Source organism: Pseudomonas sp. RC2C2 (genome assembly GCF_018390435.1).
GTDB lineage: Bacteria > Pseudomonadota > Gammaproteobacteria > Pseudomonadales > Pseudomonadaceae > Aquipseudomonas > Aquipseudomonas donghuensis.
Map to the genome: position 1 here is coordinate 3,522,744 of NZ_JAHBAX010000001.1, position 16,139 is coordinate 3,538,882.

At 63.8% G+C, this 16,139-nt stretch carries 16 protein-coding genes; 10 read left to right on the forward strand and 6 right to left on the reverse strand.

Going from position 1 to position 16,139, the window contains the following annotated elements:
• Positions 1-31: 31 nt before the first annotated feature.
• Positions 32-445 (reverse strand): DUF4398 domain-containing protein, encoded by a 414-nt coding sequence (locus tag KHO53_RS16230; protein WP_010224892.1) that lies wholly within the window; start codon positions 443-445, stop codon positions 32-34.
• Positions 446-717: 272 nt separating this feature from the next.
• A complete protein-coding gene (locus tag KHO53_RS16235) occupies positions 718-1,062 on the reverse strand; it encodes a hypothetical protein (protein ID WP_010224891.1) in 345 nt (114 codons plus the stop codon).
• A gap of 155 nt (positions 1,063-1,217) precedes the next feature.
• On the opposite strand from KHO53_RS16235, the gene ppc reads away from it, so the two are divergent.
• The 7 genes from ppc to KHO53_RS16270 all read left to right on the forward strand — a co-directional run bounded on the left by ppc (position 1,218) and on the right by KHO53_RS16270 (position 8,376).
• Entirely contained in the window at positions 1,218-3,845 is a 2,628-nt protein-coding gene (ppc, locus tag KHO53_RS16240) for a phosphoenolpyruvate carboxylase (protein ID WP_010224890.1), read from the forward strand.
• Positions 3,846-4,102: 257 nt separating this feature from the next.
• Positions 4,103-4,750 (forward strand): adenylate kinase, encoded by a 648-nt coding sequence (gene adk / locus KHO53_RS16245; RefSeq protein WP_213570514.1) that lies wholly within the window; start codon positions 4,103-4,105, stop codon positions 4,748-4,750.
• Positions 4,751-4,837: 87 nt separating this feature from the next.
• Positions 4,838-5,512 carry a tRNA (adenosine(37)-N6)-threonylcarbamoyltransferase complex dimerization subunit type 1 TsaB gene (gene tsaB / locus KHO53_RS16250; protein ID WP_036994060.1) on the forward strand — a complete coding sequence of 225 codons (675 nt, stop codon included), beginning with the start codon at positions 4,838-4,840 and terminating at the stop codon, positions 5,510-5,512.
• 129 nt (positions 5,513-5,641) lie between these two features.
• Positions 5,642-5,938: a hypothetical protein gene (locus KHO53_RS16255; RefSeq protein WP_010224887.1), complete on the forward strand. Its 297-nt coding sequence runs from the start codon at positions 5,642-5,644 to the stop codon at positions 5,936-5,938.
• Positions 5,939-5,941: 3 nt separating this feature from the next.
• On the forward strand, positions 5,942-6,811 hold the full coding sequence (locus KHO53_RS16260) for a DUF72 domain-containing protein (protein WP_213570515.1): 870 nt from the start codon (positions 5,942-5,944) through the stop codon (positions 6,809-6,811).
• A 32-nt stretch (positions 6,812-6,843) separates the two neighbouring features.
• Complete coding sequence (locus KHO53_RS16265) at positions 6,844-7,674, forward strand: isocitrate lyase/PEP mutase family protein (RefSeq protein WP_036994062.1); 831 nt, start codon at positions 6,844-6,846, stop codon at positions 7,672-7,674.
• 6 nt (positions 7,675-7,680) lie between these two features.
• Positions 7,681-8,376 (forward strand): extensin-like domain-containing protein, encoded by a 696-nt coding sequence (locus KHO53_RS16270; RefSeq protein WP_010224883.1) that lies wholly within the window; start codon positions 7,681-7,683, stop codon positions 8,374-8,376.
• Positions 8,377-8,379: 3 nt separating this feature from the next.
• On the opposite strand, the gene KHO53_RS16275 is transcribed toward KHO53_RS16270, so the two are convergent.
• Positions 8,380-9,000, reverse strand: a complete 621-nt coding sequence (locus KHO53_RS16275; RefSeq protein ID WP_036994063.1) for a hypothetical protein — start codon at positions 8,998-9,000, stop codon at positions 8,380-8,382.
• Positions 9,001-9,095: 95 nt separating this feature from the next.
• Here KHO53_RS16275 and KHO53_RS16280 point away from each other — a divergent pair, with 95 nt between their 5' ends.
• Entirely contained in the window at positions 9,096-9,878 is a 783-nt protein-coding gene (locus KHO53_RS16280; protein WP_010224880.1) for a class I SAM-dependent methyltransferase, read from the forward strand.
• On the opposite strand, the gene KHO53_RS16285 is transcribed toward KHO53_RS16280, so the two are convergent.
• Positions 9,875-10,507 (reverse strand): TetR/AcrR family transcriptional regulator, encoded by a 633-nt coding sequence (locus KHO53_RS16285; protein WP_036994064.1) that lies wholly within the window; start codon positions 10,505-10,507, stop codon positions 9,875-9,877. The two genes, KHO53_RS16280 and KHO53_RS16285, sit on opposite strands and share 4 nt — an antisense overlap.
• A 195-nt stretch (positions 10,508-10,702) precedes the next feature.
• Here KHO53_RS16285 and KHO53_RS16290 point away from each other — a divergent pair, with 195 nt between their 5' ends.
• Both KHO53_RS16290 and KHO53_RS16295 read left to right on the forward strand, forming a co-directional pair.
• Positions 10,703-11,803: an efflux RND transporter periplasmic adaptor subunit gene (locus KHO53_RS16290; RefSeq protein WP_010224878.1), complete on the forward strand. Its 1,101-nt coding sequence runs from the start codon at positions 10,703-10,705 to the stop codon at positions 11,801-11,803.
• A 6-nt stretch (positions 11,804-11,809) separates the two neighbouring features.
• Entirely contained in the window at positions 11,810-14,875 is a 3,066-nt protein-coding gene (locus KHO53_RS16295) for an efflux RND transporter permease subunit (RefSeq protein WP_213570516.1), read from the forward strand.
• Between the two features lie 78 nt (positions 14,876-14,953).
• Here the strand turns inward: KHO53_RS16295 and KHO53_RS16300 are convergent, their stop codons facing one another.
• Positions 14,954-15,643 carry a DUF4197 domain-containing protein gene (locus KHO53_RS16300; RefSeq protein ID WP_010224876.1) on the reverse strand — a complete coding sequence of 230 codons (690 nt, stop codon included), beginning with the start codon at positions 15,641-15,643 and terminating at the stop codon, positions 14,954-14,956.
• Positions 15,644-15,676: 33 nt separating this feature from the next.
• Entirely contained in the window at positions 15,677-16,075 is a 399-nt protein-coding gene (locus KHO53_RS16305; protein ID WP_010224875.1) for a YbaY family lipoprotein, read from the reverse strand.
• Positions 16,076-16,139 lie beyond the last annotated feature (64 nt).

Genomic DNA, 16,139 nt, shown 5'->3' on the forward strand with positions numbered 1-16,139 from the left:
GATTACGAATGCACGGGTCGGCGGGCGGGCGTCACTCGACGCTGCGCATGCCTTCCTCACGCAGGTCCTGAACGCCCTGGCGGGCATCCTGTACGGCTTTCTCGGCCTTGGCGGCCTGGGCCTTGCGCTCGGCGACGCGGGCGTCCCACTCGGCCTGTTCGGCCAGGCGCTTGGCGTCGTCGTACTGCTTGTCGTGCATGGCGATTTCCGCCTGTTTGAGCTTGTCCTGCGCGGCCTTCATTTCAACGGCGGCAAACTCTGTAGCGCCGGCGCTGACAGCGGAATTGACCGCCGATTGCGTCACAGCGTACTGCTCGCTGGGTGGATTGCCGGCACAGCCGGCCAGGACCAGGCTGCTGCCCAGTGCCAGCGCGGCCAGTTTGAGCCCGCGCAGGTGAGTGGATGAGGTGTTTGCGGTACGGGTCTGCATGGTGGTCAACTCCATTGGATCACTCCTGATGAACAACGAATTCCATAACAGTCCATCGGCGTGCCCCATCAGCGTCGGGAGTGTTTTTACCCGGTTCTGAGAGGGTTTTGCCGTAATGGCTATTGGCTGTGACCGAAGCGTTTTTTCAATAGTTCAGAAAAATGTGCCGCGTGGTTACGGTTTTTTCTGACTGATCGGTCAGTGGTTTTTTCGTTGAACTTTCAGCTGTGTCCGCGGTACGCGAGCGCCTGCGCAGGCGCTCGGAACGCAGCTGCAGACGGGGTGAATCAAGCGCTGATGTCGCCTTTGGCGCTGCTCATTTCCTGTAGGTAACGGCGAGACAGCGCAAGAAAACGCGGGGTCGGCCCGATGTCTTCGTAGAGCGGATCGCCTTCTTCATCGGTGGCAATCACCTGCGAGCCCTGGACATAGGGGAAGCTCGCTTCCAGCTCCTCAAGCGCTGCCCCCAGCAGCTCGCCGAGCAGCTCTTCGGGCTGGCGCTTGGGGTACATTTCGGCCAGGGCCGCCAGGCGCGCCGCTGCTTCCATGTCCAGGTGCAGGACATGGCCAGTGGGGCTCAACGGGCCTTTGGCGTTCTGTTCCCAATGCTGGGCAAGATCACGGATTTTCATGATGTTCTCCTGTGGGCCTGAGTTGAGCGCTGAGCTGAGTCCGAAGTTGAGCCCTAAGTTGAGCGTAGTTCAGCCGTGGCTCTGCCTTGAAGCTCGACCACTACTGGGGCACTCTGGGCCCAGAGCGGTTTTCCCGAATGCCGGAGACAGGGCTGATGACTGATATCGATGTGCGCTTGCGTGAAGATGTTCATTTGTTGGGCGAGTTGTTGGGCGACACCGTGCGCGAGCAGCACGGCGAAGCGTTTTTGCAGACCATCGAGGACATTCGCCGCAGTGCCAAGGCCGACCGCAGCGGCAGTGCCGAGCAACTGAGCTCGACCCTCAACGACCTGGCCGAAGACGAACTGCTGCCGGTGGCCCGGGCTTTCAACCAGTTTCTCAACCTGGCCAACATCGCCGAGCAGTATCAGCTGATCCGCCGCCGCGACGCCGGCCAGCCCGAACCTTTCGAAGCCCGTGTGCTGCCCGAGTTGCTGGCGCGGCTCAAGGCTGCCGGCCACAGCGACGATGCCCTGGCCCGGCAACTGGGCAAACTGAGCATTGAACTGGTGCTGACCGCTCACCCGACTGAAGTGGCCCGGCGCACCCTGATCCAGAAGTACGACGCGATTGCCGCGCAGCTGGCCGCCCAGGATCACCGCGACCTGATCCCCGCCGAGCGCGAGCAGATCCGCGAACGCCTGCAACGCCTGATCGCCGAAGCCTGGCACACCGAAGAAATCCGCCGCACCCGGCCAACCCCGGTGGACGAAGCCAAATGGGGCTTTGCGGTGATCGAGCATTCGCTGTGGCAGGCGATCCCGCATCATTTGCGCAAGGTCGACACGGCCCTGCACCAGGCCACCGGCCTGCGCCTGCCACTGGAGGCGGCACCGATTCGCTTTGCTTCGTGGATGGGCGGCGACCGCGATGGCAACCCCAATGTCACCGCGCCGGTTACCCGCGAAGTGTTGTTGCTGGCGCGCTGGATGGCCGCTGACCTGTTCTTGCGTGATATCGATGCCCTGGCTGCCGAGCTGTCGATGCAGCAGGCCAGCGAGGCGCTCAGGGCCAAAGTGGGTGACTCCGCCGAGCCCTATCGGGCCGTGCTCAAGCAGTTGCGTGAGCGCTTGCGGATCACCCGTGCCTGGGCCCACGCCTCGTTGACCGCCGCGCAGGCTCCTGCCCCCGAAGTGCTGCAGGACAACCGCGAACTGTTCGAGCCCTTGCAGTTGTGCTTCGAGTCGCTTCACGCCTGTGGCATGGGCGTGATTGCCGATGGCCCGCTGCTTGACTGCCTGCGCCGGGCGGTGACCTTCGGCCTGTTCCTGGTACGCCTGGATGTGCGCCAGGACGCCGCCCGGCACACCTCGGCGCTCAGCGAAATCACCGAATACCTGGGTCTTGGTCGCTATGCCGAGTGGGATGAAGACGCACGCGTCGCCTTCCTGCAGCAGGAACTCAACAGCCGTCGGCCACTGTTGCCAAGCTACTTCAAGCCCCAGGCCGACACCGCCGAAGTGCTTGCCACCTGCCGCGAGATTGCCGCAGCGCCAGCGGCCTCGCTGGGCTCCTATGTCATCTCCATGGCCGGTGCCGCCTCTGATGTGCTGGCGGTGCAACTGCTGCTCAAGGAAGCCGGCGTACTGCGGCCCATGCGCGTGGTGCCGCTGTTCGAAACCCTCGCCGACCTGGACAACGCCGGGCCGGTGATGGAGCGCCTGCTCGGCCTGCCGGGCTACCGCGCCGGCTTGCATGGCCCGCAGGAAGTGATGATCGGCTATTCCGACTCGGCCAAGGATGCCGGTACCACGGCGGCGGCCTGGGCCCAGTACCGCGCCCAGGAAAGCCTGGTGCGCATCTGCCGCGAGCAACAGGTCGAGTTGCTGTTGTTCCACGGTCGCGGCGGTACCGTCGGGCGTGGCGGCGGCCCGGCCCACGCGGCGATCCTGTCGCAGCCGCCGGGGTCGGTGGCGGGGCGTTTCCGTACCACCGAGCAGGGCGAGATGATCCGCTTCAAGTTCGGCCTGCCGGACATCGCCGAGCAGAACCTCAACCTCTACCTGGCCGCGGTGCTGGAGGCGACCTTGCTGCCACCGCCGCCGCCACAACCGGCCTGGCGCGCGCTGATGGACCAGTTGGCCGCCGACGGCGTCAAGGCTTACCGTGGCGTGGTGCGTGACAACCCCGAATTCGTCGAGTACTTCCGTCAATCCACCCCGGAGCAGGAGTTGGGCCGCCTGCCGCTGGGCAGCCGCCCGGCCAAACGTCGCGCCGGCGGGATTGAAAGCCTGCGGGCGATCCCGTGGATTTTCGGCTGGACCCAGACGCGCCTGATGCTGCCGGCCTGGCTTGGCTGGGAAGCGGCACTGAACAATGCCCTGGCCCGTGGCCAGGGGCCGTTGCTGGCCGAGATGCGCGAGCAGTGGCCGTTTTTCCGCACACGCATCGACATGCTGGAAATGGTCCTGGCCAAGGCCGATGCCGATATCGCCCGCTCCTACGACGAACGTCTAGTGCAACCAGAACTGCGACCTTTGGGTGCACATTTGCGCGACCTATTGTCGCAGGCGTGCCAGGTGGTACTGGGGCTGACCGGGCAGCCGGTGCTACTGGCACACAGCCCCGAGACCCTGGAATTCATCCGCTTGCGCAACACCTATCTGGACCCGCTGCATCTATTGCAAGCCGAACTGCTGGCGCGCTCGCGCGGGCGCGAAGCCGCTCTGGATAGCCCGTTGGAACAGGCCTTGCTGGTTACCGTGGCCGGTATCGCGGCGGGTTTGCGCAATACCGGGTGAGTGCAAAACCCGGCCCGCCGATCCGTTGCACAGGGCGGGCAGAATGCTTGTAAAGCAACAGGTTGCGCCCAGCGCAACCTGTGCTCAAGACGGCCACTGTGCACGGGTTTTTCCGACTTTCGACCGCTTGTGTGGCTTGCGGGCGCTGTGTATCTTGAGCAGCCTTTTGATCGAAATTACGATCATCACCCAAATTCCGGGATTGGCCCTGCGTGGCAAACCCACTGATTTGCTTACAAAAAAATGAGGAGCACGAGATGCGCGTAATTCTGCTGGGAGCTCCCGGGGCCGGTAAAGGTACTCAGGCAAAGTTCATCACCGAGAAGTTCGGTATTCCACAGATTTCCACTGGCGACATGCTGCGCGCCGCAGTCAAGGCCGGCACCCCGCTGGGCCTGGAACTGAAGAAGGTCATGGACGCCGGTCAGCTGGTCTCCGACGAACTGATCATCAGCCTGGTCAAAGAGCGCATTGCCCAGGCTGACTGCGCGAACGGCTTCCTGTTCGACGGCTTCCCGCGCACCATTCCTCAGGCTGAAGCCATGAAGGAAGCGGGCGTGACCATCGACAATGTTGTGGAAATCGCCGTAGACGACGAAGAGATCGTGGGTCGTATGGCCGGTCGCCGCGTGCACCTGGCTTCGGGTCGTACCTACCATATCCAGTACAACCCACCGAAGGTGGAAGGCAAGGATGACACCACTGGCGAAGACCTGATCCAGCGTGATGACGACAAGGAAGAAACCGTACGTCATCGCCTGTCGGTCTACCACACCCAGACCAAGCCTCTGGTTGACTTCTACCAGAAGCTGGCGGCCGCGGAAGGCAAGCCGAAGTACAGCCATATCGAAGGCGTCGGCTCGGTGGATGCGATCACCGCCAAGGTCCTGGCCGCACTGAGCTGATCGACGCTCGGTAGTGCAGACAACGGCCCGCTTGCGGGCCGTTGTTGTTTATAATGCCGCTCTTTTTTCTTGCCCCTGGAACCCCCGATGACCACCTTGCTGGCCCTCGATACCGCCACTGAAGCCTGCTCCGTTGCCTTGCTGCATGACGGCAAGGTTTCCAGCCATTATGAGGTGATCCCGCGTCTGCACGCGCAGAAGCTGCTGCCGATGATCCAGCAACTGCTGGCCGATGCCGGCGTCACCCTGCAACAGCTCGATGCCATCGCCTTTGGCCGTGGCCCGGGTGCCTTCACCGGCGTGCGCATTGCCATTGGCGTGGTCCAGGGCCTGGCCTTTGCCCTGCAACGGCCGGTATTGCCGGTGTCCAACCTGGCCGTGCTGGCCCAGCGTGCCCTGCGCGAGCAGGGCGTACAGCAAGTGGCGGCGGCAATCGATGCGCGCATGGACGAGGTCTACTGGGGCTGCTATCAGAATGTCGACGGCGAAATGCGCCTGCAGGGCACCGAGGCAGTGCTGCCACCGGAGCAGGTTGCGCTGCCGCTTGGCGCCAGCGGCGACTGGTTCGGTGCCGGCACCGGCTGGGGCTATGCCGACCGCCTGGCGGTCAAGGTCAACGCTCAGGATGCCAGCCTGCTGCCCCATGCCCAGGACCTGCTGAGCCTGGCGACGTTCGCCTGGCAGCGTGGCGAGGCCATTGCCGCAGACCTTGCGCAGCCTGTGTACCTGCGCGACAAAGTGGCCACGCCGAAAGCGCGCTGAGTGCAACTCGTCGACTATTCCCAGGCCAAGTAAAACCTTTTGCCCGAACTGTGGTCCAGTTATCAATCGGGCATTAGCGAAGGATCAACGATGCTGCTAAATTGCCATCATTGCTCTTGAGTAATCGCCATGCGTATCGACGGTTTTTCCTCGCAGTCCTACCCCATCAAGCGTGCCCCGCGCAAAGCGCCGGTGCGCAGCGATGATGTGGACGACGAGGATCTGCCGGGCGAGTTCGAAGTGCAGCCGCAAGCCAGCGCCAGCCACGGCCAGGCGCGCCCTGGCGGCCTGCCGGCACGGCCCCAGGACATGATCTTCCCGCGGGCCCGCAACAAACGCACCGCCCATGCCCTGGCCAGCTACCTGACCACTGCTGGTTTCGTTGACTGGGAGATGGAAGTACTGGGGCTGGACCTGTACATTTGATGGATGAGTCTGTCCACGCTTCCCTATTTTGTCGGTTGTCCGTCCTGGAGTGAAAACGCCTGGCGCGAGTACCTGTACCCGGCTGACGCCAAAAGCGGCGAGTTTCTCGGCCTCTACAGCCAGGTCTTCAATGCCGTAGAAGGCAACACCACCTTTTATGCCCGTCCGGCACCGGCGACGATCGAGCGCTGGGCGCAGGTAATGCCCGCGCACTTTCGTTTTACCGCCAAGTTCCCCGGCGATATCAGTCATAGTGGTGACCTGCACGGTCAATTGGCGGCTGCGCAATCCTTCATCGACTTGCTCAAGCCCTTGGGCGCACGCGTAGCCCCTTACTGGCTGCAGTTGCCGGCAACCTTCGGTCCGGCGCGCCTCGGTGAGCTGGTGAATTTCCTCGACGAGGCCGCCGTGCCCATCGCCGTGGAGGTACGCAATGCGGCGTTCTTCAGCAAGGGCGATGAAGAGCGCATGCTCAACCGCTTGCTGCTCGATCGCGGCGTCGAGCGCATCTGTCTTGATCCCCGGGCGCTGTTCAGCTGCACGTCGCGCAGCCCCGAGGTGCTTCACGCCCAGTCGAAAAAGCCGCGCGTGCCGCCACGCCCGACCGCCTTCACCCAGCACCCGCAGATACGGTTCATCGGCCACCCCGAGCTTGCTGCCAACGAGCCGTTCCTGCAGCCGTGGCTGGACAAAGTCGCGGCCTGGATCGAGGAGGGGCGCAGCCCCTACGTTTTCTTGCATACTGCCGACAACCGCCTGGCCGCCGCCCTGGCCCAGCGTTTCCATCAGGGCCTGATGGAACGTCTGCCGGGGCTTGCAGCCTTGCCTGAACTGGACAGGACACCAGAAGCCGAACAACTCGGCTTGCTCTGACCTGCCCTGCCGCCTGCCCGGGAGTCATGATCATGGATGTGCAAACCCTGCGTGCCGAAGCCTTCAAAGCCCTGCATGAACGCGATGGCGCCTTCGTCATTCCCAACCCCTGGGATGCCGGTTCCGCCAAGTTGCTGGCCAGCCTCGGCTTCGAGGCGCTGGCCACCACTAGTGCCGGGCTGGCGTTCTCCCTGGGGCGTCCGGATGCCGAAGGGGCCATGAGCCTGGATGAAACCCTCGATAACGCCCGTTGCATTGTCGACGCCACGGCGTTGCCGGTGGCCGCGGACCTGGAGAATGGCTTCAGCGACGATCCCAAGGGGTGCGCCGAGGCGATCCTGCAGGGCGCCGCCGTCGGCCTGGTCGGCGGTTCCATCGAGGATGCCAGCGGCAACGCCGAAGACCCGATCTACAGCTTTCATCACGCCGTGGAGCGGGTCGAAGCGGCGGTGGCCGCCGCCCGTAGCCTGGACTTCCCGTTCATGCTCTGTGCCCGCGCGGAAAACCTGCTGCACGGGCGCATGGACCTGGATGACACCATCGCCCGCCTGCAGGCCTTCGCCGAAGCCGGCGCCGATGTGCTCTATGCCCCGGGCCTGCGCACCGCGCAAGAGATCCGCCGTGTGGTGCAGGCGGTAGCGCCCAAGCCGGTCAACGTACTGATGGGCCTGAGCGGTGTGCAGCTGAGTTTTGCCGATGTCCAGGCCCTTGGTGTCAAGCGCATCAGTGTTGGCTCGTCGCTGGCGCGGGCGGCCTACGGCGCGTTTTTCTACGCCGCGCAACGGATTCACGATCAAGGCCGTTTCGACTACGCCGACCAGGCGTTGTCGTTCGACCAGCTCAACCAGTTATTCAGGCGTTGATCGACCATGCGCAAAGGACTGCTCGCTGTGCTGTGCCTGATGTCGATTGCCGTAAGCGTCGTTGCCTGGCGCATGGGCTGGCGTTTGCCAGATGCCTGGAACCCCTGGGCGGCGCTGGATGTGCGCCAGCCGCCGAACCTGCTGACACCGTATAAGCTGGGCCGTCTGCAGGATGATCCGCAGCTGTGCGAGCAGGCCCTGGCAACCTCGAACCTGCGCTATCGCAGGCAGTCCGACAGCCCGGCCAACGCGCCGTGCCCGCTGGAAAACGTGGTGCGGGTCGAAGGCTCCTCGGTGCGCCTGAGCAGCAGCTTTCTCGCCAGTTGCCCGATGGCGGTGGCTTATGCGCTGTTCGAACGCCATGCCCTGCAACCGGCGGCGCAGCGTGCTTTTGCCCAACCGGTGGTGCAGGTCGATCACCTGGGCAGCTTCGCCTGTCGCAACATGTACAACCGCAAGAATGGCCGCCTCAGCCAGCACGCCACGGCCAATGCCCTGGACATCGCCGGCTTTCGCCTGGCCGACGGGCAGCGTATTCAGTTGCTCAAGGACTGGCCGGGGGAGGGCGTCAAAGCGAAGTTCTTAAGGGATGTGCACGCCAGTGCCTGCGACAGCTTCAATACGGTGCTGGGGCCCGACTACAACGGCGCGCACCGTAATCACTTTCATCTGGACATGGGCTTCTGGCAGATCTGCCGCTGAGGCTCAGGCGGCGATGCGAACGTTGTTCAGCACCACCGGGCGGGCCCAGCGATTGTCGAAGTCCAGCTGCGATTGCTGCACGGCCATGGTGGCTTCGTCGAAAGGTTCGGGTGCCTTGTCCAGCAGGTCCATCTCGAATTCGGCGATCGGCAGATACAGCGGCTTGGCCTGTGGTGCCGGGCCTGGCTCAGGCAATGGCTGACCCTGGCTCATGACGATCGGGCGTACCCAGGTGTTGCTGATGTCCAACTGACGCTGCTGCTCGATCAGTTCGGCGGCGCTGAACGGCGGCGCGAGTTTTTCCAGCAGTTCAGGTTCGAGTTCGGCAATCGGCAGGAACAGCGGCTCGGGCGGGGCCAGTTCGGTGTCATGCACATCGCACAGGCGCTGGCTGTGAATCTGCGCCAGCACCTGGCTGCCGCCCAGCGGTTCGCCGGTGACCTTGTCGAATTGCTCGGCGGCCATGGCCTTGGCTGCGTCTTCCTGACCTTGCTGCTCAGCCAGGGCGCGGGCAAAAAAGTCCTGCCACAGGTGGCTGACGCCGCCCAGTGCCTGGGTATTGTGCCGGCCATAGTCGCCGACGGGCGAGATATAACCTGAGTTGAGCTGAAGAATGTCGGTCATGGCAGTCGCAGAGGGTTCTGGTCTGGCAAAATAGCGAATACTTCGTATATCGGCCGTGGCCGACGATCATTTAATTTTTTTGAGTACAGGATTTGATGGTGGAGCAACTGGCGGACGGCGGCATCCGGGTCGAGGCATTGACGGCCGATTTTCAGGCCCAGGCTGTCGAGTGGGCACAGCGCCTGGAGTTGCCGCTGAGCGACGATAGCGCAGGCTTTGCCGTGCAGGTCGGTGCCAGTGGCCTGCAGATCCAGCAGCTCGGCCCGCAGGCGCCGGGGCCGGTGCGGGTGGATTTCGTTGAAGGCGCGGCGGCCCACCGGCGGGTGTTCGGCGGCGGTAGCGGGCAGATGATCGCCAAGGCCGTGGGTATTGCTCAAGGCGTACGCCCACAGGTGCTCGATGCAACGGCGGGGCTGGGCAAGGACGCTTTCGTGCTGGCCAGCCTTGGCTGCCAGATGACCCTGATCGAACGCCAGCCACTGGTGGCGGCCTTGCTCGAAGATGGCCTGGCCCGCGCCCGCAATGATGCCGAGGTGGGCCCGATCGTCGCGCGCATGCACCTGCTCACCGGCAATGCCATCGAGCACATGCACAACTGGCAGGGCGAACCGCCGCAGGTGATCTACCTCGACCCGATGTTCCCGCACCGCGACAAGAGCGCCCTGGTGAAAAAGGAAATGCGCGTGTTCCGCCCGCTGGTCGGTGACGACCTCGACGCCCCGGCGCTGCTCGCCGCCGCCCTGGCCCTGGCCAGCCACCGGGTGGTGGTCAAGCGCCCGCGCAAGGCGCCGATCATCGACGGGCCCAAGCCCAGCCACTGCCTGGAAGGCAAATCCAGCCGCTACGACATCTACCCGAAAAAAGCCCTCAAGCCTTAGGGGCGGTAGGCGCGCATGAACAGCGCCACCACTTCCTGGACATGGGCCTCGGCGGCCTCGGCATCCAGCGCCGGGGCATAGCCGAGCAACAGGCGGAAGTTGGCCGCGCCCTTGAGCAGGCAGAAGAAGTGCTCGGCGGCGTTGGCCGGCAGCTCGATGCGCAGCAACCCGCGCGCATCCGCCTGGCGCAGCAGCGCCTCCATCTCATGCAGGACCCGCATCGGGCCGGCCTCGAAGAAGATCTGGCTGAGCTTCGGGTCCTGATTGCCCAGGGCCATGATCAGCCGATGCAGCTTGACCGACAGGTCGCTGCTGATCAGCGCCTGAAAACCGCGACCGATCTTCAGCAGCACCTGCTCCAGCGGTACACCTTCAGGCAGCTCGAAGATCAATTCGGGCAATTGCGCCGTGCAGGTGGCGACCACCGCTGAAGAGAACAGCGTCTCCTTGTCGGTGAAGTGGCTGTAGACCGTGAGTTTTGACACACCTGCCGCTGTCGCGACCGCATCCATGCTGGTGTTGGCATAGCCAAGGGTTAGAAACAGCGCCTTGGCTGCCTCGAGAATGGCCTGGCGTTTTGCCAGGTCCTTGGGCCGGCCGGGGCCGGTAGCAGCAGTGACTTTGGGCATGAGTGAAAAGTTACATATTCCAGTAAGTGCACATGGTACATCGCGACCGGTATTTCGGCGGGCAAATATCGACGTGCTGCGCCCGGCATAAATGTCGGAATTCTCTCGTACGCCTGCTTCCCCGGTCCGGCTCCCTGATTTAATATACCCATCAGTATAAATATTCAAAGCGCCATTCGCGAAAGGTCATTCATCATGTTGCGCCATGCCTTGCCCCTCGCTTTGCCCGTCGGTCTTGTGTTGCTGCTTGCTGCCTGTGGGCAGGAAAGCGCACCGCAGACTTCCCTTCGTCCGGCCATGGTGGTGCAGCCGCAGCCGGCCAGCGCCGCTGCCGACAGTTACCCCGGCGAGGTGCGTGCGCGCTTCGAGCCGGAGCTGGCATTCCGTATCGGTGGCAAGGTCAGCAAGCGCCTGGTCGAGGAAGGGCAGCGGGTCAAGGCCGAGCAGGCGCTGGCCGAGCTTGACCCTCAGGATGTGCGCCTGCAACTGGAAGCCAGCCGTGCACAACTGGCCGCCGCCGAAGCCAACCTGAGCCTGGTCAAGGCCGAACGCGACCGCTACAAGACCCTGCTCGACCGGCAGATGGTCAGCCGTTCGCAATATGACAATGCTGAAAACCTTTACCGCGCGGGTCTGGCCCGGCTCAAACAGGTGCGCGCCGAGTTTGATGTGGCCGGCAACCAGGCGGAATACGCCGTGCTGCGGGCCTCTCAGGATGGGGTGATTGCCAAGCGCCAGGTCGAAGTGGGGCAGGTGGTGTCCGCTGGCCAGACGGTGTTCACCCTGGCCACCGATGGCGAGCGTGAAGTGCTGATCGGCCTGCCGGAACAGCACTTCGGCCGTTTCAAGGTAGGTCAGCCGGTGTCGGTGGAGCTCTGGTCGCAACCGGATCAACGCTTCAATGGCCGTATTCGTGAGCTGTCACCTTCGGCCGATCCACGCTCGCGAACCTTTGCGGCGCGCATCGCCTTTACCGCCGGCAAGGTGCCGGCCGAGCTTGGCCAGAGCGCCCGGGTGTTCATCCAGCACACCGAGCAGATTCCCCTGGCGGTACCGCTCTCGGCCCTGACCGCAGAGAACGGCCAGACCTACGTCTGGCGTGTCGATGCCAACAACACCCTCAAGCGCGTGCCGGTGCGGGTCGGTGCTTACGGTGAAAGCAGCGTGCCGGTGCTCGAAGGCCTGAATGCCTCGGACTGGGTGGTAGCGGCCGGCGTGCATGTGCTCCAGGAGGGGCAACAGGTGCGTCCGGTGGATCGGTCCAATCGTGTGGTGAATCTGGCGGTCAAGGAGTAAGTCCCGATGGGTTTCAACCTTTCCGCCTGGGCCCTGCGCAATCGGCAGATCGTGCTGTTCCTGATGATTTTGCTGGCCGTGGTCGGCGCACTGTCCTACACCAAACTGGGGCAGAGCGAAGACCCGCCCTTTACCTTCAAGGCCATGGTCATTCGCACCCTCTGGCCCGGCGCCAGCGCCGAGGAAGTCTCGCGCCAGGTCACCGAACGCATCGAAAAGAAGCTGATGGAAACCGGCGAGTACGAGAGGATCGTCTCGTTCTCGCGGCCTGGTGAATCGCAGGTCACCTTCATGGCCCGCGACTCGATGCATTCGGCCGACATCCCCGAGCTCTGGTACCAGATCCGCAAGAAGGTCGCCGATATCCGCCACACCTTGCCCCAGGGTATCCAGGGGCCGTTCTTCAACGACGAATTCGGCACCACCTTCGGCAATATCTATGCGCTGACCGGCGACGGCTTCGACTACGCCGTGCTCAAGGACTACGCCGACCGCGTGCAGATCCAGCTGCAGCGGGTCAAGGACGTCGGCAAGGTCGAGCTGCTGGGCCTGCAGGACGAGAAGATCTGGATCGAGCTGTCCAACCTCAAGCTGGCCACCCTCGGCCTGCCCCTGGCGGCGGTGCAGCAGGCGCTGGAAGAGCAGAATGCGGTGAGCACTGCAGGCTTCTTCGAGACGCCGAGCGAGCGCCTGCAACTGCGGGTCAGCGGGCGCTTTACCACGGTCGAGCAGATCCAGCAGTTCCCGATCCGGGTGGGCGATCGCACCTTCCGTATCGGCGATGTTGCCGAGGTGCGCCGGGGCTTCAACGACCCACCCGCGCCGCGCATGCGCTTCATGGGGGAGGACGCCATCGGCCTGGCGGTATCGATGAAGGCCGGCGGTGACATTTTGGTACTGGGCAAGGCGCTGGAAACCGAGTTCGCCCGCATTGCCCACAACCTGCCGGCCGGCATGGAGCTGCGCAAGGTGTCCGATCAGCCGGCGGCGGTGAAGACCGGTGTGGGCGAGTTCGTCCAGGTGCTGGTCGAGGCGCTGGCCATCGTTTTGCTGGTGAGCTTCTTCTCCTTAGGCATGCGCACCGGCTTGGTGGTGGCGCTGGCGATCCCGCTGGTGCTGGCGATGACCTTTGCCGCCATGTACTACTTCGGCATCGGCCTGCACAAGATTTCCCTTGGCGCGCTGGTGCTGGCCCTGGGCTTGCTGGTGGATGACGCGATCATTGCCGTGGAAATGATGGCGATCAAGATGGAGCAGGGCTTCGACCGGCTCAAGGCCGCCAGTTATGCCTGGACCAGCACCGCCTTCCCGATGCTGACCGGCACCTTGATCACCGCCGCAGGCTTCTTGCCGATTGCCACCGCGCAGTCCGGCACCGGTGAATACACCCGCTCGATCTTCCAGGTGGTAACCATCGCCTTGCTCGCCTCGTGGATTGCCGCGGTGGTGTTCGTGCCCTATCTGGGCGAGCGCCTGCTGCCGGACCTGGCCAAGCTGCACGCGGCCAAGCATGGCACTGCCGAAGGTGGGCCAGATCCGTATGGCACACCGTTCTACCAGCGCGTGCGGCGCCTGGTCGGCTGGTGCGTGGAGCGGCGCAAGACGGTGATCCTGGCAACCATCGCCCTGTTTATCGGCAGCATTTTGTTGTTCCGCTTCGTGCCCCAGCAGTTCTTCCCGGCCTCCGGGCGCCTGGAGCTGATGGTCGACCTCAAGCTTGCCGAAGGCGCCTCGTTGAGTAACACCGCCGAGCAGGTCAAACGTCTGGAAGCACTGCTCAAGGAACGCGCCGGCATCGACAACTATGTAGCCTATGTGGGCACGGGTTCGCCACGCTTCTACCTGCCATTGGACCAGCAACTGCCGGCGCCAAGCTTCGCCCAGTTCGTGGTGCTGGCGAAAACAATCGAGGAGCGTGAACAACTGCGCAGTTGGCTGATCGCCACCCTCGATGAACAATTCCCCGACCTGCGCTCGCGGGTCACGCGCCTGGAAAACGGCCCGCCCGTGGGCTACCCGGTGCAGTTCCGGGTCACCGGCGAGCATATCGAGCAAGTCCGCGCCCTGGCCCGCAAAGTGGCGGCCAAGGTTCGTGAGAACCCCCATGTGGTCAACGTCCACCTCGACTGGGAAGAGCCGAGCAAGGTGGTTTACCTGAACATCGACCAGGACCGCGCCCGCGCCCTGGGAGTGAGCACGGCGAACCTGGCGAAGTTTCTGCAAAGCTCGCTGACCGGCTCTGCGGTCAGCCAGTTCCGTGAGGACAACGAGCTGATCGAGATCCTCCTGCGCGGTACCCAGCAGGAGCGCAGCGAGCTTGCCAACCTGCCAAGCCTGGCGGTGCCGACCGACAATGGCCGTAGTGTGGCGCTGTCTCAGGTGGCGACCCTGGAATACGGCTTTGAGGAGGGCGTCATCTGGCACCGCAACCGTCTGCCCAATGTCACCGTGCGCGCCGACATCTACGGCAAAGAACAACCGGTGACCCTGGTCCAGCAGATCCTGCCGACCCTGGACCCGGTGCGTGCCGAACTGCCCGATGGCTACCTGCTGGAGGTAGGCGGCACGGTGGAAGACTCTACCCGCGGGCAGAAGTCGGTGAACGCCGGGGTGCCGTTGTTCATCGTCGTGGTGCTGACCCTGCTGATGCTGCAATTGCGCAGCTTCTCGCGCACGGTGATGGTGTTTCTCACCGCGCCCCTGGGGCTGATTGGCGTGACCCTGTTCCTGTTGGTGTTCCGCCAGCCGTTCGGCTTTGTCGCCATGCTCGGGACCATTGCCCTGTCGGGCATGATCATGCGCAACTCGGTGATCCTGGTCGACCAGATCGAGCAGGATATCGCCGCTGGGCTTGACCGCTGGCAGGCAATTATCGAGGCGACGGTAAGGCGCTTCCGGCCGATCGTGCTGACCGCTCTGGCGGCGGTGCTGGCGATGATCCCGCTGTCACGCAGCGTGTTCTTCGGGCCGATGGCGGTGGCGATCATGGGCGGCCTGATCGTGGCGACGGCGTTGACGCTGTTGTTCCTGCCGGCCTTGTATGCGGCGTGGTTCAGGGTCAAGAAAGCCTGAGGGCGGTGACACAGATCTATTGTGGGAGCCGGCCTTGCCGGCGATGGGCTGCGCAAGCAGCCCTTTGGAGCGAGAGGCTCAAAGCGCGCCAAACACCTTCTTGGCGATGCTGGTAGCCGCAGCAGCCGGGTTCTGGCGGATGGTTTGTTCCTGCTTGCCAATCATCTCGAACAGGCCGTTGAGCGCCTGTTCGGTGACGTAACCTTCGACGTTGGCATTCTTGGCATCCAGCACGCCCAGGGTCGCCGCTTGCCCGGCAAAGTTGTTGTACTGCTGGGCCAGGCCGACCTGGTCGGTGGCCTTCTTGACGATCGGCAGGAACTTGGCGCGGATCTGTTCGCGGCTGGTCTTGCTCAGGTACTGGGTGGCCGAGTCATTGCCGCCGCTGAGGATGCCCTTGGCATCATCCACGGTCATTTTTTTCACCGCATCGACCAGCAGCGCCTGGGCTTGCGGCACGGCCGCTTCGGCGGCTTTGTTCATGCTGGATTCCAGTTGCTCGACCTGGGCGCCCATGCCGAACGTCTTCATCTTCTTGGCCACCTTGCCAAGGTTGCCCGGCAGCTCGATGCGCACATCCGGGTTATTGCTGAAACCACCGGGGGTGCCCAGTTGTTTGACCGCGACCTGGGCGCCCTGGGTCAGGGCGTCTTTAAGGCCGGTGGAGGCATCTTTCTGCGAGAGGTCGCCGAGCGACAGCGCCAGGGCGCTGGCCGACAGCAGCAGGCCGGCGCACAGGCCGGTGAAGGTTAGAGCTGGGCGAAACATGGCAGCATCCTTATGCGAAGGAAAAACAATCAATCAACGAACGGCATCGACCTTGATGCGCACCGGCTGCGGGTCGTTGCCGTCGAGCTGTACGCCGTGATGCTCGGTATTGATGAACAGCAGCTTGCCATCCAGTTCGATCCGCGCACTGACTGCATAGCGGTGACCGGGCTTGACCTGCGCCGGGTCGTAGCTCAGGTGGAAGGGCAGCGGCACATTGCCTTTGACCGGGCCGCTCTGGCTGGCCAGGGTGACGGCGGGGGCATCCATCAGCGACACGTCCTGCAGGGCGACGCTCAGGGTGGCGGCGGGCGGCAGGGCGATGCGCTGCAGGTAGAACACTTCGCCATCCAGGCTGGCCTTGGACGCTTCAGGGGTGCTGCTGCACGCGGCCAGCAGGCTGCCCAGAAGGATCAGGGACAGTTTCTTCATCAGTAGCTCCTTATCGGTGGCGCCGCTGGGACGGTCGCCAACCGGGTCAATGGGTATAGCTCCA